Below are 17,090 nucleotides of genomic sequence, written 5' to 3'. Positions count from 1 at the left end.
GGACAGAATCTATTCTAATTGAGGGCCAAAATAATGAAAATGATAGAACAAAACAGCGTTGATAGAGCATTTAATCAGAAAGCAGCACGTGAAATTACAATTGTGATGCATTCAGAAAGAAAATGGTATTTTACGTTTGTTGCAGATGATCCAATAACTGGCAAACCAAATGAATATACACTTCTTACACAAAGAGGAAAGTTAAGAACTTGGGCTGATCCCAAATATCTCTTTAAATTTCTTCATGAGCGAGGGGTTATTTATGGTAATTTTAAACTTAATCAGGATAAAAAAATATGAAAAAGTTAAATCTTAAAACAACAGTTCGTAATAAGATCATAGCAGCTGCAAATCTACTTTTTATAATTCATCCTATGTGTGCCCAAGCACAAAATTTGAATAATGCTCAAACCGCTCTAACAACATTCCAAACACAATTGAAAGGAATTATTCCTATTGCCGCTGCTATTATACTTTTGGGCTTAGCAATTGGTTATGCAGGACGTTATATCGAAAAAGATACGTTTATACGGTGGGCAATTGGTGTTGTCATAGCTGGTTCAGCAGTCGAAATTGCAAACATGTTATTTACACAGTGAATCTGCTGCAAAAAGGAAGCTATTTTTACTAACAATTTCAGTCTTAATTAGGATAAAAATATGAAACGATTCAATATGCTTCAAACAGTAGTTCGTAATAAAATCATCACAACTGTCGCGGCTATGACCGTATTTCTTATGACTCACCCTGTGTGTGCTCAAGGTCAGCCAAATACTTTGGGTAAAGCACAAGGTGTTTTAACAAAATTCAAGACAGAGTTGGGTACAATTATTCCTATTGCCGCTGCTATTATACTTTTGGGCTTAGCAATTGGTTATGCAGGACGTTATATCGAAAAAGATACGTTTATACGGTGGGCAATTGGCGTGGTTATCGCTGGCTCAGCAGCCGAAATTGCAGACATGTTATTCAAAGCAACACCATGAGAATAAATCATAAATTGGTATAGTATGAAATTTTCCTTTTATTCAAAAGAATGATTTGGATTTTAAAGGTATCATATATATCCATCATGACGTTATTTGTGATACAAAAAATATTCATAACAATTTCAGTCTTAATTAGGATAAAAATATGAAACGATTCAATATGCTTCAAACAGTAGTTCGTAATAAAATCATCACAACTGTCGCGGCTATGACCGTATTTCTTATGACTCACCCTGTGTGTGCCCAAGCTCAGCAAAATACTTTGAGTAAAGCACAAGGTGTTTTAAACACATTCCAGACAGAGTTGGGTAAAATTATTCCCATTGCCGCTGCCATTATACTTTTGGGCTTAGCAATTGGTTATGCAGGACGCTACATTGGAAAAGATACATTCATACGGTGGGCAATTGGCGTGGTTATCGCTGGCTCAGCAACACAAATTGCAAACATGTTATTCAAAGGAGCATAATGAGAATAAATCATAAATTGGTATAGTATGAAGTTTTCCTTTTATTCAAAAGAATGATTTAGATTTTAAAGGTATCATATATATCCATCATGATGTTACTTGTGACACAGAAATATTCATAACAATTTCAATTTTAATTAGGATAAATGACATGAAACGATTAAATATTCTGCAAACAAAGGGTCATAATAGGATCAAAGCAACTGTTGCGGCTATAAGCGTATTTTTTATAGTGCATCCTATACATGCTCAAGCGCAAAATTTGACTAACGCAAAAAACGTTCTAACAAAATTCCAGGGAGAGTTGAATACAATTATCCCTGTTGCTGCTGCCATTATACTTTTGGGCTTAGCAATTGGTTATGCAGGACGCTACATAGAAAAAGATACGTTTATACGATGGGCAATTGGTGTTGTCATTGCTGGTTCAGCACTTCAAATTGCAAACATGTTGTTTGGAACAGGAGGTTGATTATCAAAGCAACAATATAGCATAAAGCATTTTCCTTTTTCAAAAGTGAGATCCATAATCCATTATTTTTAGACATACAGTAATAATTTTTATTTATGCCACAAAAAATGTCAGTATTTATGGAAATTTCAATGAAAATACAAATTATCAAAAAATTATTGAAAAATAACAACAAAATCATCACAATTACTGTAGCTACAACAGCATTACTTATGACTCACCCTGCGTATGCCCAACTAGCGAATGCCACAAAAGCTCTAGATGAGTTGAAAAAAGAGCTTTTAAAAATCATTCCTATTGCCGCTGCAGTGATACTTTTGTGCTTAGCAATTGGTTATGCCGGACGCTATATCGGAAAAGATACATTCGTGCGGTGGGCTATTGGTGTTGTCATTGCTGGCTCAGCAAGCGAAATTGCTACGCTGTTATTTGGAACACAATGAATTTAATTATGAAAACAATATAATACCAAAACATTCCTTCCTTAAAGGCTGATTTTGTATTTAATAATTGTAAATATATCACTGATTACCTCACTTATGCTGTAAGGAGGAAATATTTTTATGAAACCTTTAAATATAAAGTAAAAAAACATGAAACAGTTAAATAGTATCCAAACGAAAAATAATAACAAGATTATCGTAATTACTGCAGCTATGACGGTGTTTTTTATAGACAGTCCTGTTTATGCCCAAAACGCTCTGAAGAAAGCTGAAACAGCTTTAACTTCTTTGAAAACAGAGCTTGTTGGTAAAATTATTCCTGTTGCCGCTGCAGTAATACTTTTGTGCTTAGCAATTGGTTATGCAGGACGCTATATTGGAAAAGATACATTCATACGGTGGGCAATTGGCGTGGTTATCGCTGGCTCAGCAACACAAATTGCTAAGATGTTGTTTAAACAATCATGAAGCCAATAATACAATCTTTATGCTTCGTAATGTTCTTTGTTAAAAGCAGAATCCGTATTCAGCAGTTGTGAACATATTAAGATGATCTCACTATGCTGTAAGGAGAGGTTATTGTTATGAACCCTTTAAATAAAAGTAAAAAACATGAAGCGATTAAATGGTATACAAATGAAAAATAATAACAAGATTATCGTAATTACTGCAGCTATAACTGTGTTTTTTATAGATAATCCTGTTTATGCCAAAAAAACTCTGGATAAAGCTGAAAAGGCTTTACAAGGTCTACGAGATGATCTTGTTAACAACATCATCCCTATTGCTGCTGCAGTAATACTTTTGTGCTTAGCAATTGGTTATGCAGGACGCTATATTGGAAAAGATACATTCATACGGTGGGCAATTGGCGTGGTTATCGCTGGCTCAGCAACACAAATTGCTAAGATGTTATTGAATACCAATTGAATTTAATTATAAAATCAGTATAATACAAAAATATTCTTTTTTACAAAGTAAAAAACATGAAACGATTAAATGGTACACAAATGAAAAATAATAACAAGATTATCGTAATTACTGCAGCTATAACTGTGTTTTTTATAGATAATCCTGTTTATGCCAAAAAAACTCTGGATAAAGCTGAAAAGGCTTTACAAGGTCTACGAGATGATCTTGTTAACAACATCATCCCTATTGCTGCTGCAGTAATACTTTTGTGCTTAGCAATTGGTTATGCAGGACGCTATATTGGAAAAGATACATTCATACGGTGGGCAATTGGCGTGGTTATCGCTGGCTCAGCAACGCAAATTGCAAACATGTTGTTTACATCTAGTTGAAGCCAATTGGTTACAGAGGCGCTATGGCACAAAATGTTTCTTTTGTAAAAAGATAAGACCCCTATGCGTTAAATGTAAACAGATCAGTGATAATATTAATTATACTGCAAGAAAGGGATATTGTTGATAGCAACTTCAATTATAATGAGGATGGAGAATATGAAACAATCAAATACTTTTCAGGCAAAAACGAACAGCAAAAGTAGAAAAAGCATGGCTGCTTTTGCGGCTTTGGTTATGTTTTTAGCAGCTCAATCTGTCAATGCCCAATCGACAGCTCAAAGCGTAGATGTCTTTATAGGTATGCAATATGGGCTAAGTATGATTATTCCCATTGTTGGTGCTATTATTCTTTTATTTCTCTTGATTATTTATGTATTTCGTCTCATCGCAAGAGCTACGTTCATGCGATGGACATTCAGCGTCATCATTGCTGGAGCAGCATTCTATATTAGTAATATATTGTTCCACATCAGCTAATCGGAGCGGCCCGTGAAACCACAAAAACATGAAGCATTTCCTTTATTTAAGGGGGCAACTCGCGTTCCGACAATCTGGGGTGTACCAATGATGCCACTCATTGTTATGGTTATATGCGTGGCTGTTATTGCTATGACAGTAAATATCTTTTTGTGGATAATTGCACCGCCGTTGTGGTTCATTATGGCGCAAATTACCAAAAATGATGATAAGGCATTTCGTATCTGGTGGTTGTGGATCGATACCAAATTTCGCAATCGCAATAAGAGCTTTTGGGGCGCATCAAGTTACAGTCCCTCTAATTACCGCAAAAGGAGATAAACATGACGGCTGTTGAAAGCAGCAAACGGCTCGCATCAGAAACGCCAGTAAGCCTATTCATACCCTACTCACACCACGTTACAGACACGATTATCTCTACCAAAAATGCGGAGTATCTGTCGGTGTGGAAAATTGATGGACGTTCGCATCAAAGCGCTTCGGAAGAGGACATTTTTCAATGGACTAAAGAGCTAAACAATACCCTACGTGGTATTGCATCAGCTAATTTGTCGTTGTGGACGCATATCGTACGCCGCCGCGTTTATGAATATCCCGATTCAACGTTTGATAAAATGTTTTGCTATCAACTTGATGAGAAATACCGACAAAGTTTCACTGGTTATAATCTAATGGTCAATGATCTATATCTGACCATTGTTTTCCAACCGATAGCTGATAAGGTTATGTCCTTTTTTTCTCAGCATGAACGTGAAACGCTCGATCAAAAAAAGATGCGGCAAGAATCATGTATTAAAGCTCTTAATGATATCAACCGTACCTTAGGTCAGTCATTGAAACGTTACGATGCGGAGCTTCTTGGTGTATATGAAAAGAACGGCCATGCTTATTCTTCAGCCCTTGAATTTCTCGGAATGCTTGTCAATGGCGAATACCGACCTATGCCAATCTGCTATGATCGTTTTGCCGATTACATATCTATAAATCGACCTTTCTTCTCAAAATGGGGTGCTCTCGGTGAATTGCGCACAATTACTGGAATGCGTCGATTTGGAATGATGGAAATTAAAGAATATGACACGACAACCAAACCGGGTCAATTAAATGTTTTGCTGGAAAGTGATTTCGAGTTCGTGTTGACACAGAGCTTTTCTGTACTCTCGCGACATGCGGCCAAGGACTATTTGCAGCGGCATCAGCGTAATCTTATCGATGCACGCGACGTAGCGACAAGTCAAATTGAGCAAATTGACGAAGCACTTAACCAACTTGTAAGTGGGCATTTTGTCATGGGTGAGCATCATTGCACACTGACTATTTACGGCGATACAATTCAACAAGTTCGCGACCATATGGCAAAAGCAAATGCAGCGCTGTTAGACGTTGCCGTATTGCCAAAACCTGTAGATTTGGCGATAGAAGCTGGTTATTGGGCACAGCTTCCTGGAAATTGGAAATGGCGACCACGTCCCGCACCAATTACATCACTGAACTTTTTGTCATTTTCATCTTTTCATAATTTTATGTCAGGAAAACCAACAGGAAATCCATGGGGACCGGCAGTTACAATTCTTAAAACAGTAAGTAAAACGCCGCTTTATTTCAATTTTCATGCCTCTAAACTTGAAGAGGATTCGACAGATAAGCGGTTACTTGGTAATACTGCAATCATCGGGCAGTCTGGTTCTGGTAAAACCGTACTTCTTGGATTTTTGTTGGCACAGGCACAAAAATTCAAACCAACAACCGTTGTTTTTGATAAAGATCGTGGTATGGAAATTGCTATTCGGGCGATGGGTGGTCGATATCTAACATTCAAACCTGGTAGGCCAAGTGGTTTCAACCCGTTCCAACTTCCACCTACACAGGATAACCTGATTTTTCTTAAACAATTTGTTAGAAAATTGGCGGAAACCGGTGGTGAAATCACACACCGCGACGAGGAAGAAATTAACCAAGCAGTCATGTCTATTATGAGTAGCAACATTGATCCATCACTGCGTCGCTTATCTTTTTTGGTGCAATTTTTACCAAATCCGCGTTTAAGTGATTATAATGCACATCCATCTGTTCATGCCCGCTTGATAAAATGGTGTGAAAATGGTGACTATGGATGGTTATTTGATAATCCTCATGATGCCCTTGATCTCTCAACGCATCAAATTTATGGCTTTGATATTACAGAATTCCTAGATAACCCAGAAACTCGTACTCCAGTGATGATGTATTTGCTCTATCGCACGGAAGGAATGATTAGTGGGCAAAGGTTTATGTATATTTTTGACGAGTTTTGGAAACCTTTGCAAGATCCGTATTTTGAAGATTTAGCAAAAAACAAACAAAAAACTATTCGTAAACAAAATGGTATTTTTGTTTTTGCTACGCAAGAGCCTAGTGATGCACTGGAAAGTAATATTGCCAAGACGCTCATTCAGCAATGTGCAACTTATATTTTTCTAGCCAATCCCAAAGCAAGTTATGAGGATTATACAGAAGGCTTCAAACTCACAGATACTGAATTTGAACTGGTCAAAGGACTTGGCGAATTTAGTCGTCAGTTTCTTATTAAACAAGGTGATCAATCGGCACTTGCCGAACTAAATCTCGGAAAATTCCATGTAACAATCGATGGAAAAACCATCGAAAAAGACTTTAGTGACGAACTCCTCGTATTATCGGGTACACCTGATAATGCAGAGCTAGTTGAAAGCATTATTACTGAAGTAGGCGATGATCCGGCAGTATGGTTACCAGTTTTTTTACAACATGTAAAAACTGATAAGAGGGAAACATGAAAAAGATAATTGTTATAATGGCACTAATATTGGTAACAGCTTTGCAAGCAACTAATTCAGCAAAAGCTTATCAATTCACAGGCATCTTAGAGTATGATGCGGCAAACTTTTGGAAGTCAGTTTTTGGAGGGAAAAAAGGAAAGCCAGCTCCTAAACCACCAGCTCCTAAACCACCAGCTCCTACACCACCAGCTCCTACACCACCAACTCCTAAAAAAGCAGCTCCTAAACTAATTTCGGCGGAGGCATTAATCTTAGAGGTATTGAAAAAACAACTTGATGTTAATAAAGAGCAGTTAGAGCAAACAAAAAAAATGCACAGCTCTATAACAGAAAATCGAAATCTTGGCGCTATACAGGCGGATCATAGCAGTTTTTTTCTAAAAAACCCGCAATGGATATATGATAAAGATAAAAAACTCGATATTTCATTATCTATATTCAAATCACTTAGTGATGTCCTGGGAAAAGAAAAGATTTCTGATTCTATCAGTGAGGCACGCAAATCTATTGAAAGACGTAGCCAATATGCAGCGATTATCGATAAAGCTGTAAGCTTGGAAACTTTCCAGCATACAGAAGGTCGTTTTAGCCAAATCTCAAAACTAGTAGAAAAAATTAATGAAACAAAAGATCTAAAAAGCATTGCAGAATTACAGGCGCACATTAAAGGCAAACTGGCCATGATTCAGAACGAAGTCACAAAACTGCAAATGGTTGCGCATCTACGCAATGCAGAACATACGCTTATCAGCCAACAAAAGCATAAACGCAATCTAAAAATTCTTAACAGTAGAAATACAAAAATGCCTACCATACGATCTATTCGATGATACTTTAAAACAACTTTGCCTCTACTATCATTGATCTTTTCTGATTGTAGAAACAACAGTGGACCTTAATATTGAGTTATCTCCCAACAATCCGAAGGGAAGCACAGAGAATTTGACCCACCATAAAATAATTCCGATGAAAAACGCTTATGGCAAATTGCATAAATGCAACTGAAATGCGCAACATACATCAATGTTCCAAGATAATGGAAAGATAAGAATTCGTTAAAGAGGAATGCCATGGACTTTAAAATGTTCACACAACTGTTCAGTAAAATTGATCAGACAACGAAGACATATGTCACAGACATTTCCTCAAAAACCATTATTGCAATTACACCCATCGTCTCAATCGGTCTTACCATCGCTTTTATCGTCTATGCATGGCTCATTATTCGCGGCACAATAGATATGCCGGTCTCTGGGTTCCTAAGCCGCTGCCTGCGGATAAGCATTATTACTTCAATTGCACTAACTACAGGACTTTATCAGCAAGACATTGCTAATTTAATCATCCAAATGCCTAATGACTTGTTAAACGCACTGATAAACAGTCCACCAAGCAGCGACCAATTAAACACCTTGATTGATAAAGTGGCTGAAAAAGGATTCGAATGTGCAAGCAAAGCTTTCGAAGAAGCTGCTTTTTTGGATGGTGATGGGCTGCTGTACGGTCTCTTCGGTATTATTATCTTACTTGCAACAAGCTTCCTCGCAGCAATCGGCGGTGGTTTCATTCTGCTGGCAAAAATCGCACTTGTGCTTCTTGTCGGACTTGGACCTTTCTTCATCATTGCCTTGCTCTGGCAACCAACCTATCGCTTTTTCGAGCAATGGATAGCTCAAGTCTTGAGTTATACAATTCTCATGGTACTGCTAGCCACCATATTTAGTTTGATGATGAACATCTTTGCAAATTATATGACCGATCTACAATTCGATGGAAAGCAGAATGTAGCCTATGCGCTTGGTGGTGCACTCATCCTATCCATTATTTCCATTGTGCTGTTATTTAAACTGTCAAGCATTGCCAATGCTTTGGCAAAAGGCGTTACATTCGGACATCTCTGGAGACAAAGTGCAATAGGAGGCACTGCTTCTCAGAGCAGCCGCACAGTCAAATAACCCACCAATGTAACAGATGACATCTGCGCTGTAGATGATCGCTTTTGTAAACAAAAAATAAAATCAAGAAATAAAAACAACTATAGGCTATATACTTTATAATCAAAATTGATATAATGATTAGAAAATGTTATAAAGTATATTTAACAGTCGAAAAAAAGGATTTGTTAAAATGAAACAAGTCATTATTGCAATTTTGATTGCAGTATTTCTATCGGCTTGCGCATTGGCTCCAAAGCCAAAGCAACCGAGCAATTGGAATCGAGTACCTATTAATAAAACTGTCCCTGCCGAAATTCAGCGAGGAGTAATATGAAAAAAAAGCAAGCTAAACCAGTAAAAGCCGAACGACTTAACAGCTACTACGAAGAAAGCCGAGGCTTGGAACGTGAAATCATCAACGAATTTATAAGTTAGCTAATTCAATAATATAATTGTTATTCCTTCTGGAACAAATAAAAACTAAAGAGATTCAAATATGAAAAAACTAGCTATTATAGCTATAATAAGTGTAACTCTTACAATGCCAAGCTTAGCATTAGGTCAGAAAAGTTCAATTAGTGTTACTTATCAACCCGCGCAATCATTTGATGAAGACTCCGTGCTATCTACAATGGAATATCAACTTGAGTACTTAAAAAAAATATATGGCTCTATAACGGGGATTAAAAAAAGGAGCTCACACTTAAACCACGAGGATAGTAATTTATTCTTTTCAAAACCACGGCTTATCTATGATAAGGTGCAACTACCGCTTATGGACCCCCAAATTCCCTCATTAATTCAGAAAATTAAAAAAGACGAAGATTCTTTTCTTAATGGGTCTGTTAATAATGCACGCGAAGCAATTGATAACCGCAGGCAATATGCTGAAATTATTGACAAAGCTGTAGATTCACGACTTTTTGTCCATAATAAATTTCATTCTTCATTACTTGAAAAAAGATTAAAGAACTTAGCCCAAATAGAGGATCTAAAAGGCACTGCCCAATCATGGGCATACATAGAAACTATGCTATCCACAATTGAGAATGAAAATATAAAACTAGAAACGATCGCACATTCACGCGATGTTGAACAAGCACTTATCAAACTGCTACAATACAAGCGCAATTCAAAGATTCTTAGATATGCAAATAAACAAATGCCTACCATACGATCACAATAAAATTTTTAAATAAATTCACCTATGCTATGACCCTCTTTGCTCGTTAAAACAGAAACCCTAAGAGGAAAAGCTAAACCAGTAAAAGAAGAAGCTTAGAACGTAAACTCGCAAGCGAATTTATAAGTTAGCTATAATTCAGTTATGTATCACTATAATTCAGTTATATATCAATTGTATAATTATCAATCCTTCCGCAACATGTAAGAACTACAAAGGAGCTAAATATGAGAAAGCTAACGATTATAGCGGCAATGAGTGTAATTCTTGCAACATTAAGCTCAGAAAAAAGTTGGAGTTCAAGCTCCAAGTTGGAAGACATACAGAACGATATTTATTTGCTAATACGAAAAATACATCTCTCCATAGAAGGCACTCCATTACAAAAGATAGCAACAATAAATAAAAATAGTCGTGATGTATTCTTTTTTAAACCAGAATCTATCTACGATGAAAAGCAACAAGACAACGTAGGCAAAAATTTGCCCTATTTAGTCGGCAAACTTAAAGATGACGAAAGATATATTCTTAATCCCTCTGTTGATGAAGCACGCAAAAAAATTGATAAACGCAGACAATATGCAGAGATTATCGATAAAGCTGTAAATCTCAAGATTTTTGAGGAAACAGAAAATCGTTTTCAGCAAATTGCACTAATGGTAGGCGATATAAAAAAAACAAACAATCTAAAGGACCTGACAGAATTGCAATTACACATGAAGCTCATGCGAGCTGCGTTACAGAATGAAGCAACAAAACTACAAATGATCGCACGTGCGCGCAACACTGAACAAATATTCATCAACCGGTTGAAACGCAAACGCAATATACAAATTCTTGGATCTGTCAATAAACAAATGCCTAAAATACGATCATCATGATGTTTTTTAGAATACACTGCCTCTACTACCATTGATATTTTCTGATTGTAGAAACAACAGTGGACCTTAATATTGAGTTCTCTCCCAACAATCCGAAGGGAAGCACAGAGAATTTGACCCACCATAAAATAATTCCGATGAAAAACGCTTATGACAAATTGCATAAATGCAACTGAAATGCGCAACATACATCAATGTTCCAAGATAATGGAAAGATAAGAATTCGTTAAAGAGGAATGCCATGGACTTTACAATGTTCACACAACTGTTCAGTAAAATTGATCAGACAACGCAGACATATGTTACAGACATTTCCTCAAAAACCATTATTGCAATTACACCCATCGTCTCAATCGGTCTTACCATCGCTTTTATCGTCTATGCATGGCTCATTATTCGCGGCGCAATAGATATGCCGGTCTCTGGGTTCCTAAGCCGCTGCCTGCGGATAAGCATTATTACTTCAATTGCACTAACTACAGGACTTTATCAGCAAGACATTGCTAATTTAATCATCCAAATGCCTAATGACTTGTTAAACGCACTGATAAACAGTCCACCAAGCAGCGACCAATTAAACACCTTGATTGATAAAGTGGCTGAAAAAGGATTCGAATGTGCAAGCAAAGCTTTCGAAGAAGCTGCTTTTTTGGATGGTGATGGGCTGCTGTACGGTCTCTTCGGTATTATTATCTTACTTGCAACAAGCTTCCTCGCAGCAATCGGCGGTGGTTTCATTCTGCTGGCAAAAATCGCACTTGTGCTTCTTGTCGGACTTGGACCTTTCTTCATCATTGCCTTGCTCTGGCAACCAACCTATCGCTTTTTCGAGCAATGGATAGCTCAAGTCTTGAGTTATACAATTCTCATGGTACTGCTAGCCACCATATTTAGTTTGATGATGAACATCTTTGCAAATTATATGACCGATCTACAATTCGATGGAAAGCAGAATGTAGCCTATGCGCTTGGTGGTGCACTCATCCTATCCATTATTTCCATTGTGCTGTTATTTAAACTGTCAAGCATTGCCAATGCTTTGGCAAAAGGCGTTACATTCGGACATCTCTGGAGACAAAGTGCAATAGGAGGCACTGCTTCTCAGAGCAGCCGCACAGTCAAATAACCCACCAATGTAACAGATGACATCTGCGCTGTAGATGATCGCTTTTGTAAACAAAAAATAAAATCAAGAAATAAAAACAACTATAGGCTATATACTTTATAATCAAAATTGATATAATGATTAGAAAATGTTATAAAGTATATTTAACAGTCGAAAAAAAGGATTTGTTAAAATGAAACAAGTCATTATTGCAATTTTGATTGCAGTATTTCTATCGGCTTGCGCATTGGCTCCAAAGCCAAAGCAACCGAGCAATTGGAATCGAGTACCTATTAATAAAACTGTCCCTGCCGAAATTCAGCGAGGAGTAATATGAAAAAAAAGCAAGCTAAACCAGTAAAAGCCGAACGACTTAACAGCTACTACGAAGAAAGCCGAGGCTTGGAACGTGAAATCATCAGCGAATTTATAAGATCGCGCAAAACAGCGTGGCGGGTGGCAACCGTTGTTGGTATTTTTGGGTTGTTCGGCATGATGTGTGGAGTCGTCGGCTTTTCTCAACCAGCTCCCACTCCCTTGGTGCTACGCGTTGATAACACGACTGGTGCCGTTGATGTTATCTCTGTGATGCGTGAGCATGAAACTAGCTATGGCGAAGTTGTAGACAGATACTGGCTCAATCAATATGTGCTTAACCGTGAAACTTACGACTATGACACTATCCAGCTGAACTATGATACTGCAGCGCTTTTAAGTGCACCGACTGTTCAACAGGAATTTTACAAAATCTATGAAGGTGAAAATGCGCGCGACCAAGTACTTTCCAATAAAGCACGCATCACAGTTAAAGTGCGGTCGATCCAGCCAAATGGACAAGGTCAAGCGACCGTGCGTTTTACGACGCAACAATATGATAGCAATGGCACAGTTGGTCCAAAACAACACCAAATTGCCACAATTGGCTACACGTATGTTGGTGCCCCAATGAAATCATCTGATCGATTGCTTAACCCTCTTGGTTTTCAGGTCACAAGTTACCGTGCTGATCCGGAAATACTTTTGAATAATTGAGGAATGGATTTATTATGAAAAAACTTGTGTTTGTTGCCTTACTATCCTCGTTTTCCTCACTTTATACGATACCTGTGCAGGCGCTTAAAACTCCATCCAATTCACAATATGATCATCGCATTCGCTATGTAACGTATAATGACGCTGATGTGGTTCAGATTGAAACCGTTCTTGGTGTAGCAACGCATATCATCCTTGAAGAAGGCGAACAGTATATCACTCATGCCTTTGGTGATGCTGAAGCCTATGCCTTTGCCCATAAGGGACGTCATATTTTTATTAAACCCAAAGCAGAGCTTGCCAATACAAACCTCATCGTTGTTACTGATAGACGTAACTATAAATTCCGGCTACAGTTTAAAAATGACCGTGCTGGAGCTATTTACGAGTTAGCTTTCCATTATCCCGATACAAATACCCAGAATTTACAGGAAAACAAACAACGCCTTGCCATTGAACATGGTTTTCATCAAGCCGTAAACGGTTATAATCTTAGCTATACCATGAGCGGCAATCAAGATATTGCTCCGATAAACGCTTGGGACAATGGACGTATTACCTATTTCAAATTTCCCACCAACATGGATATGCCATCAATTTACGTAGTGGATGCAGAAGGCAACGAAAGCTTAATACCGCGTACTGTTGTAGGCAATTCCAATGATATTATCGCTGTTCATAAAGTCAATCCTAAGTGGATCATACGGCTTGGCAAACGTGTTTTAGCTGTTTTCAACGAAAACTATGACCCTAATGGTATACCAAACACAACCAGAACAGTGTCCTCTGTGGTTCATCGTATTAATAAAGGAGGTAAATGATGTTCGGCAATAAGAAAGGAGATGAAATCAACATAGACACGGAAATGGACTATGCCGAGCAAAAGCATATTGAAAATGCGTATGGTAGCTCCGAATTAGGTTCTGAACGTCGTCCAACCATTCCCGGTGCACGTACATTGTTAATAGTAGGAATCATCGTCATAGTAACGATACCGATTGCTCTCACTTGGAAGGCTTTAAAAATGCGCAATAGCGTAAACCTTGAAGAGGAAAAGCCACAACAGACGGTACAACAAATTATACCTAGCTATACCCCTCGAGTCATAGAGGAACCAAAGGTCGTAGAAGAATTAGAAATACCAACCCAGAAAGAAGAAGAAACACAGGGTATCCCTCCAGCCTTAGCTCAACTTCTTCAAACAACGGTTCCACCACATTTGATCAAGGATACTGAGGAATTAGCGCGTCAACGTATGTTAAATTCCGGTCTTAACAACGGTGGCAGTAGCGAAAGCTCTTCAGAGCATTCGAAAAATAATACATCTGACAGTGGAAATGGTGGCGCGTTATTCGATCAGCTCCAACCTGTACGATTAAGTCAATCACAGGCTGTTCAACTCCGTAACCGTGATTTATTAATTACGCAGGGAACACAGATAGATTGTACACTGGAAACAAAGATCGTCACATCACAACCAGGTATGACCACATGTCATTTAACACGTGATGTCTATTCTACGAGTGGTCGCGTTGTTTTGTTAGATCGTGGCTCTAGAGTCGTTGGTTTTTATCAAAGCGGTGTACAACAAGGACAAACGCGTGTTTTTGTGCAATGGTTGCGTATTGAAACGCCTTCTGGTGTTATTGTCAATCTTGATTCACCTGGCACTGGCCCCCTTGGTGAAGCTGGTATCGGCGGCTGGTTGGATACACATTTTTGGCAACGATTCGGCGGTGCAATTATGATCAGCATAATTGGTGATTTGGGAGAATGGGTGAAAGGCAAAATTGGTCTAGGAAATAAGGAAGAAGATAAGGAGAAGTCACAATCTCAAAATATGCATGGTGCTGAATCGGTGGTTGCCGAAGTCCTGCAAAACTCAATCAACATTCCACCAACACTTTACAAAAACCAAGGCGAGCGGGTGAATATTTTTGTTGCTCGGGATCTGGATTTCAGTAATGTCTACAGCCTCGTTACACGCTAAGCAAGTACAGAAGGATCAGGCAGTTGCACAACTTTTGCAGCCGCTTGATCATTTCTTAAAAGATCCGAAAATTACTGAATTATCGATCTGTCGCCCTTGTGAAATATGGACAAAAAGCTTCGAAGGTTGGCAGATGCATAGTGCACCAGAGCTGACAAGCGCTTTTTTGCAGACGCTTATCACAGCCATTATCGTTTATAATGGTATGGCTCCCAAAAGCATTAATTATGTGCTGTTGCCAGGAGGGCAGCGCGGTACAATTATACAAACACCAGCTGTCATTGATGGTGGCCTATCCTTTATGATTCGTAAGCATTCTCTCACGGTTAAGACGCTAGAGGAACTCAACGAAGAAGGAGCGCTCAATGGCTTTAGCGATGTGAGTTTCAATAAACCTTCAGAGAAAGAAGCGAATGATTTCTTATCAAAACAAGATTTCACGCGATTGGAGCCCTTTGAAGTTGAACTCCTGCAATTGAAACGTGACAGAAACATTCTTGAATTTTTGGAACAATGCGTCCTTCATAAACGCAACATCATTATTGCAGGCAAAACAGGATCAGGTAAAACGACATTTGCCCGTTCCTTAATCGAAAAGGTACCAATAGAAGAGCGTATTATCACCATTGAAGATGTTCATGAGCTTTTCTTACCAAACCATCCTAACCATGTACATATGCTGTATGGTGACGACGTGGGCCGTGTTTCAGCTGATGAATGTTTAGATGCGTGTATGCGTCAATCGCCTGACCGCATTTTTCTTGCTGAACTGCGTGGCAACGAAGCGTGGGAATATCTCAATTCGTTGAACACTGGCCATCCCGGATCAATTACCACAACACATGCAAACAATGCTTTGCAAACATTCGAACGGTGTGCCACATTGATCAAAAGGTCAGAAGTTGGCCGCCAATTCGATTTAGAAATGATAAAAATGGTACTCTACACCACAGTTGATGTGGTGTTGTTCTTCAAAGATCGAAAGCTTTTTGAAGTTTTTTACGATCCAATTTTTTCTAAATCAAAAATGGCTTAAGCGAAGCTTTTCTTTTAAGTACCGATAGTCGCAATATAATACCGTAAATTCAAAAACAGCCGTGACAAATTGTCACGGCTGTTTTATTGAATTCAAACCTTTTTAAACAGCACCCTTCCTACATCAACTATACTTCTCTGCTATACCTTTCGCGCTCTTACAGGACAAAAATAAAAGAGGGAGGATAAAAAATCATAGGAAAACCAAGTCATACATGAAGATTCCATTACTCTTGTATTCCATCACTTTAATAAATTCTTGTAATATTTTTTTGAAAGTTCCACTTTATATTGAAAGTGAAAATTACTACAGAATAAACATTCTTAAATAAAAGAGGCAGCTCTCACCTCACTTATCACTCTGCCCTTATGACACCAAGCTATCCGACAACCATAAACAATCGTCATAGAAGCAATGGCTTAATATTGAATGTCCTTTTAAATACTTCCCTAGGTGCATCGTTTGATAAAGACGGAATACTATCCGTATTCAAAAGCAATCGTCAGATTGATATAGATAATTGGATGTATAGCTGTTAACGTGAAGAGACAAATTTTACCGTCTTTTTCTTTTTGATAAAAGTTTTATCGTCATGCGAAATTCTGGAAATTCTAAACGATGCCCCTCTTAACTTTGATGACATGTTTAACAACTGCTTGCGGTATTAACTTTAGCATTTTAAGCGCGCATTATCATGAATTTCAAGGCCATATTATTAGAGTCAAAAAAGAAACAAAACACAAAATTATTGTAATTGCGAGATTTCGTAGTTTTTACCACCAATTGTGATCTTATGTTGAAAGAACAAATTTCACACCGGTTATAGCAATGCTTTTTGATCGTGTAAAAATTGTAACTGTTATGGGAGCGCCTTTATTAAAAGCGCTGTTTGTTAAACTTGAAAAAGCTATTCGATTTTTTAATAAATGCTATGCATATACACAATACAAATCCCTCACTCTATTTGTAAT

At 38.0% G+C, this 17,090-nt stretch carries 23 protein-coding genes and 1 pseudogene; all 24 read left to right on the top strand.

What is annotated here, in order from left to right; genetic code table 11:
• Positions 1 to 33: 33 nt before the first annotated feature.
• Positions 34 to 300, top strand: a complete 267-nt coding sequence (gene korA, locus QHG54_RS06575; RefSeq protein WP_406604066.1) for a KorA family transcriptional regulator — start codon at positions 34 to 36, stop codon at positions 298 to 300.
• Positions 297 to 599 carry a VirB2 family type IV secretion system major pilin TrwL gene (gene trwL / locus QHG54_RS06570; protein WP_406604065.1) on the top strand — a complete coding sequence of 101 codons (303 nt, stop codon included), beginning with the start codon at positions 297 to 299 and terminating at the stop codon, positions 597 to 599. Before korA ends, trwL (QHG54_RS06570) begins: the two co-directional genes overlap by 4 nt.
• A 60-nt stretch (positions 600 to 659) precedes the next feature.
• Positions 660 to 986, top strand: a complete 327-nt coding sequence (gene trwL / locus QHG54_RS06565) for a VirB2 family type IV secretion system major pilin TrwL (protein WP_406604064.1) — start codon at positions 660 to 662, stop codon at positions 984 to 986.
• A gap of 148 nt (positions 987 to 1,134) precedes the next feature.
• Positions 1,135 to 1,458: a VirB2 family type IV secretion system major pilin TrwL gene (trwL, locus tag QHG54_RS06560; RefSeq protein ID WP_406604063.1), complete on the top strand. Its 324-nt coding sequence runs from the start codon at positions 1,135 to 1,137 to the stop codon at positions 1,456 to 1,458.
• 151 nt (positions 1,459 to 1,609) lie between these two features.
• Complete coding sequence (trwL, locus tag QHG54_RS06555) at positions 1,610 to 1,930, top strand: VirB2 family type IV secretion system major pilin TrwL (RefSeq protein ID WP_406604062.1); 321 nt, start codon at positions 1,610 to 1,612, stop codon at positions 1,928 to 1,930.
• Between the two features lie 131 nt (positions 1,931 to 2,061).
• Positions 2,062 to 2,373 carry a VirB2 family type IV secretion system major pilin TrwL gene (gene trwL / locus QHG54_RS06550; RefSeq protein ID WP_406604061.1) on the top strand — a complete coding sequence of 104 codons (312 nt, stop codon included), beginning with the start codon at positions 2,062 to 2,064 and terminating at the stop codon, positions 2,371 to 2,373.
• Between the two features lie 150 nt (positions 2,374 to 2,523).
• Positions 2,524 to 2,841 (top strand): VirB2 family type IV secretion system major pilin TrwL, encoded by a 318-nt coding sequence (gene trwL / locus QHG54_RS06545; RefSeq protein WP_406604060.1) that lies wholly within the window; start codon positions 2,524 to 2,526, stop codon positions 2,839 to 2,841.
• Positions 2,842 to 2,985: 144 nt separating this feature from the next.
• Entirely contained in the window at positions 2,986 to 3,303 is a 318-nt protein-coding gene (gene trwL / locus QHG54_RS06540) for a VirB2 family type IV secretion system major pilin TrwL (RefSeq protein WP_406604059.1), read from the top strand.
• 56 nt (positions 3,304 to 3,359) lie between these two features.
• Positions 3,360 to 3,677: a VirB2 family type IV secretion system major pilin TrwL gene (trwL, locus tag QHG54_RS06535; protein WP_406604058.1), complete on the top strand. Its 318-nt coding sequence runs from the start codon at positions 3,360 to 3,362 to the stop codon at positions 3,675 to 3,677.
• Positions 3,678 to 3,836: 159 nt separating this feature from the next.
• Positions 3,837 to 4,157, top strand: coding sequence for a conjugal transfer protein (locus tag QHG54_RS06530; protein WP_406604057.1), 321 nt, complete (start codon positions 3,837 to 3,839; stop codon positions 4,155 to 4,157).
• A gap of 12 nt (positions 4,158 to 4,169) precedes the next feature.
• The gene (gene trwM, locus QHG54_RS06525; RefSeq protein ID WP_406604056.1) at positions 4,170 to 4,478 is read left to right on the top strand and encodes a VirB3 family type IV secretion system protein TrwM; all 309 of its coding nucleotides are present in this window, start codon (positions 4,170 to 4,172) and stop codon (positions 4,476 to 4,478) included.
• A gap of 2 nt (positions 4,479 to 4,480) precedes the next feature.
• On the top strand, positions 4,481 to 6,952 hold the full coding sequence (locus tag QHG54_RS06520) for a VirB4 family type IV secretion/conjugal transfer ATPase (protein ID WP_406604055.1): 2,472 nt from the start codon (positions 4,481 to 4,483) through the stop codon (positions 6,950 to 6,952).
• Positions 6,949 to 7,785: a type IV secretion system protein gene (locus QHG54_RS06515; protein WP_406604054.1), complete on the top strand. Its 837-nt coding sequence runs from the start codon at positions 6,949 to 6,951 to the stop codon at positions 7,783 to 7,785. The genes QHG54_RS06520 and QHG54_RS06515 overlap by 4 nt, the downstream gene beginning before the upstream one ends.
• Positions 7,786 to 8,025: 240 nt before the next feature.
• Entirely contained in the window at positions 8,026 to 8,910 is an 885-nt protein-coding gene (locus QHG54_RS06510; RefSeq protein ID WP_406604053.1) for a type IV secretion system protein, read from the top strand.
• 172 nt (positions 8,911 to 9,082) lie between these two features.
• Positions 9,083 to 9,226, top strand: a complete 144-nt coding sequence (locus QHG54_RS06505; protein ID WP_406604049.1) for a TrwH protein — start codon at positions 9,083 to 9,085, stop codon at positions 9,224 to 9,226.
• A pseudogene (locus QHG54_RS06500) lies at positions 9,223 to 9,321 on the top strand (TrwG protein); the annotation flags it as partial. The gene QHG54_RS06505 and the pseudogene QHG54_RS06500, both read left to right, overlap by 4 nt.
• 67 nt (positions 9,322 to 9,388) lie before the next feature.
• Positions 9,389 to 10,078 (top strand): conjugal transfer protein, encoded by a 690-nt coding sequence (locus QHG54_RS06495; RefSeq protein WP_406604052.1) that lies wholly within the window; start codon positions 9,389 to 9,391, stop codon positions 10,076 to 10,078.
• A 224-nt stretch (positions 10,079 to 10,302) separates the two neighbouring features.
• Complete coding sequence (locus tag QHG54_RS06490; protein WP_406604051.1) at positions 10,303 to 10,956, top strand: type IV secretion system protein; 654 nt, start codon at positions 10,303 to 10,305, stop codon at positions 10,954 to 10,956.
• A 241-nt stretch (positions 10,957 to 11,197) separates the two neighbouring features.
• Complete coding sequence (locus QHG54_RS06485) at positions 11,198 to 12,082, top strand: type IV secretion system protein (RefSeq protein ID WP_406604050.1); 885 nt, start codon at positions 11,198 to 11,200, stop codon at positions 12,080 to 12,082.
• A 172-nt stretch (positions 12,083 to 12,254) separates the two neighbouring features.
• Positions 12,255 to 12,398 carry a TrwH protein gene (locus QHG54_RS06480; RefSeq protein WP_406604049.1) on the top strand — a complete coding sequence of 48 codons (144 nt, stop codon included), beginning with the start codon at positions 12,255 to 12,257 and terminating at the stop codon, positions 12,396 to 12,398.
• The gene (locus QHG54_RS06475) at positions 12,395 to 13,093 is read left to right on the top strand and encodes a virB8 family protein (RefSeq protein WP_406604048.1); all 699 of its coding nucleotides are present in this window, start codon (positions 12,395 to 12,397) and stop codon (positions 13,091 to 13,093) included. The genes QHG54_RS06480 and QHG54_RS06475 overlap by 4 nt, the downstream gene beginning before the upstream one ends.
• Before the next feature lie 14 nt (positions 13,094 to 13,107).
• Complete coding sequence (gene virB9, locus QHG54_RS06470; protein ID WP_406604047.1) at positions 13,108 to 13,914, top strand: P-type conjugative transfer protein VirB9; 807 nt, start codon at positions 13,108 to 13,110, stop codon at positions 13,912 to 13,914.
• Entirely contained in the window at positions 13,914 to 15,083 is a 1,170-nt protein-coding gene (gene virB10 / locus QHG54_RS06465) for a type IV secretion system protein VirB10 (RefSeq protein ID WP_406604540.1), read from the top strand. The genes virB9 and virB10 overlap by 1 nt, the downstream gene beginning before the upstream one ends.
• Positions 15,058 to 16,119: a P-type DNA transfer ATPase VirB11 gene (virB11, locus tag QHG54_RS06460; RefSeq protein WP_406604046.1), complete on the top strand. Its 1,062-nt coding sequence runs from the start codon at positions 15,058 to 15,060 to the stop codon at positions 16,117 to 16,119. The genes virB10 and virB11 overlap by 26 nt, the downstream gene beginning before the upstream one ends.
• Positions 16,120 to 17,090 lie beyond the last annotated feature (971 nt).

Origin of the sequence: Bartonella gliris, from assembly GCF_045277155.1 — a bacterium.
Classification (GTDB): domain Bacteria; phylum Pseudomonadota; class Alphaproteobacteria; order Rhizobiales; family Rhizobiaceae; genus Bartonella; species Bartonella gliris.
The sequence above is the reverse complement of the archived record's forward strand: the minus strand, read 5'-3'. Positions and strand labels throughout refer to the sequence as shown.

Coding starts and splice junctions, on each gene's coding strand:
- korA (WP_406604066.1), top strand. CDS start 34: ATGAAAATGATAGAACAAAACAGCGTTGATAGAGCATTTAATCAGAAA.
- trwL (WP_406604065.1), top strand. CDS start 297: ATGAAAAAGTTAAATCTTAAAACAACAGTTCGTAATAAGATCATAGCA.
- trwL (WP_406604064.1), top strand. CDS start 660: ATGAAACGATTCAATATGCTTCAAACAGTAGTTCGTAATAAAATCATC.
- trwL (WP_406604063.1), top strand. CDS start 1,135: ATGAAACGATTCAATATGCTTCAAACAGTAGTTCGTAATAAAATCATC.
- trwL (WP_406604062.1), top strand. CDS start 1,610: ATGAAACGATTAAATATTCTGCAAACAAAGGGTCATAATAGGATCAAA.
- trwL (WP_406604061.1), top strand. CDS start 2,062: ATGAAAATACAAATTATCAAAAAATTATTGAAAAATAACAACAAAATC.
- trwL (WP_406604060.1), top strand. CDS start 2,524: ATGAAACAGTTAAATAGTATCCAAACGAAAAATAATAACAAGATTATC.
- trwL (WP_406604059.1), top strand. CDS start 2,986: ATGAAGCGATTAAATGGTATACAAATGAAAAATAATAACAAGATTATC.
- trwL (WP_406604058.1), top strand. CDS start 3,360: ATGAAACGATTAAATGGTACACAAATGAAAAATAATAACAAGATTATC.
- QHG54_RS06530 (WP_406604057.1), top strand. CDS start 3,837: ATGAAACAATCAAATACTTTTCAGGCAAAAACGAACAGCAAAAGTAGA.
- QHG54_RS06520 (WP_406604055.1), top strand. CDS start 4,481: ATGACGGCTGTTGAAAGCAGCAAACGGCTCGCATCAGAAACGCCAGTA.
- QHG54_RS06515 (WP_406604054.1), top strand. CDS start 6,949: ATGAAAAAGATAATTGTTATAATGGCACTAATATTGGTAACAGCTTTG.
- QHG54_RS06510 (WP_406604053.1), top strand. CDS start 8,026: ATGGACTTTAAAATGTTCACACAACTGTTCAGTAAAATTGATCAGACA.
- QHG54_RS06505 (WP_406604049.1), top strand. CDS start 9,083: ATGAAACAAGTCATTATTGCAATTTTGATTGCAGTATTTCTATCGGCT.
- QHG54_RS06495 (WP_406604052.1), top strand. CDS start 9,389: ATGAAAAAACTAGCTATTATAGCTATAATAAGTGTAACTCTTACAATG.
- QHG54_RS06490 (WP_406604051.1), top strand. CDS start 10,303: ATGAGAAAGCTAACGATTATAGCGGCAATGAGTGTAATTCTTGCAACA.
- QHG54_RS06485 (WP_406604050.1), top strand. CDS start 11,198: ATGGACTTTACAATGTTCACACAACTGTTCAGTAAAATTGATCAGACA.
- QHG54_RS06480 (WP_406604049.1), top strand. CDS start 12,255: ATGAAACAAGTCATTATTGCAATTTTGATTGCAGTATTTCTATCGGCT.
- QHG54_RS06475 (WP_406604048.1), top strand. CDS start 12,395: ATGAAAAAAAAGCAAGCTAAACCAGTAAAAGCCGAACGACTTAACAGC.
- virB9 (WP_406604047.1), top strand. CDS start 13,108: ATGAAAAAACTTGTGTTTGTTGCCTTACTATCCTCGTTTTCCTCACTT.
- virB10 (WP_406604540.1), top strand. CDS start 13,914: ATGTTCGGCAATAAGAAAGGAGATGAAATCAACATAGACACGGAAATG.
- virB11 (WP_406604046.1), top strand. CDS start 15,058: ATGTCTACAGCCTCGTTACACGCTAAGCAAGTACAGAAGGATCAGGCA.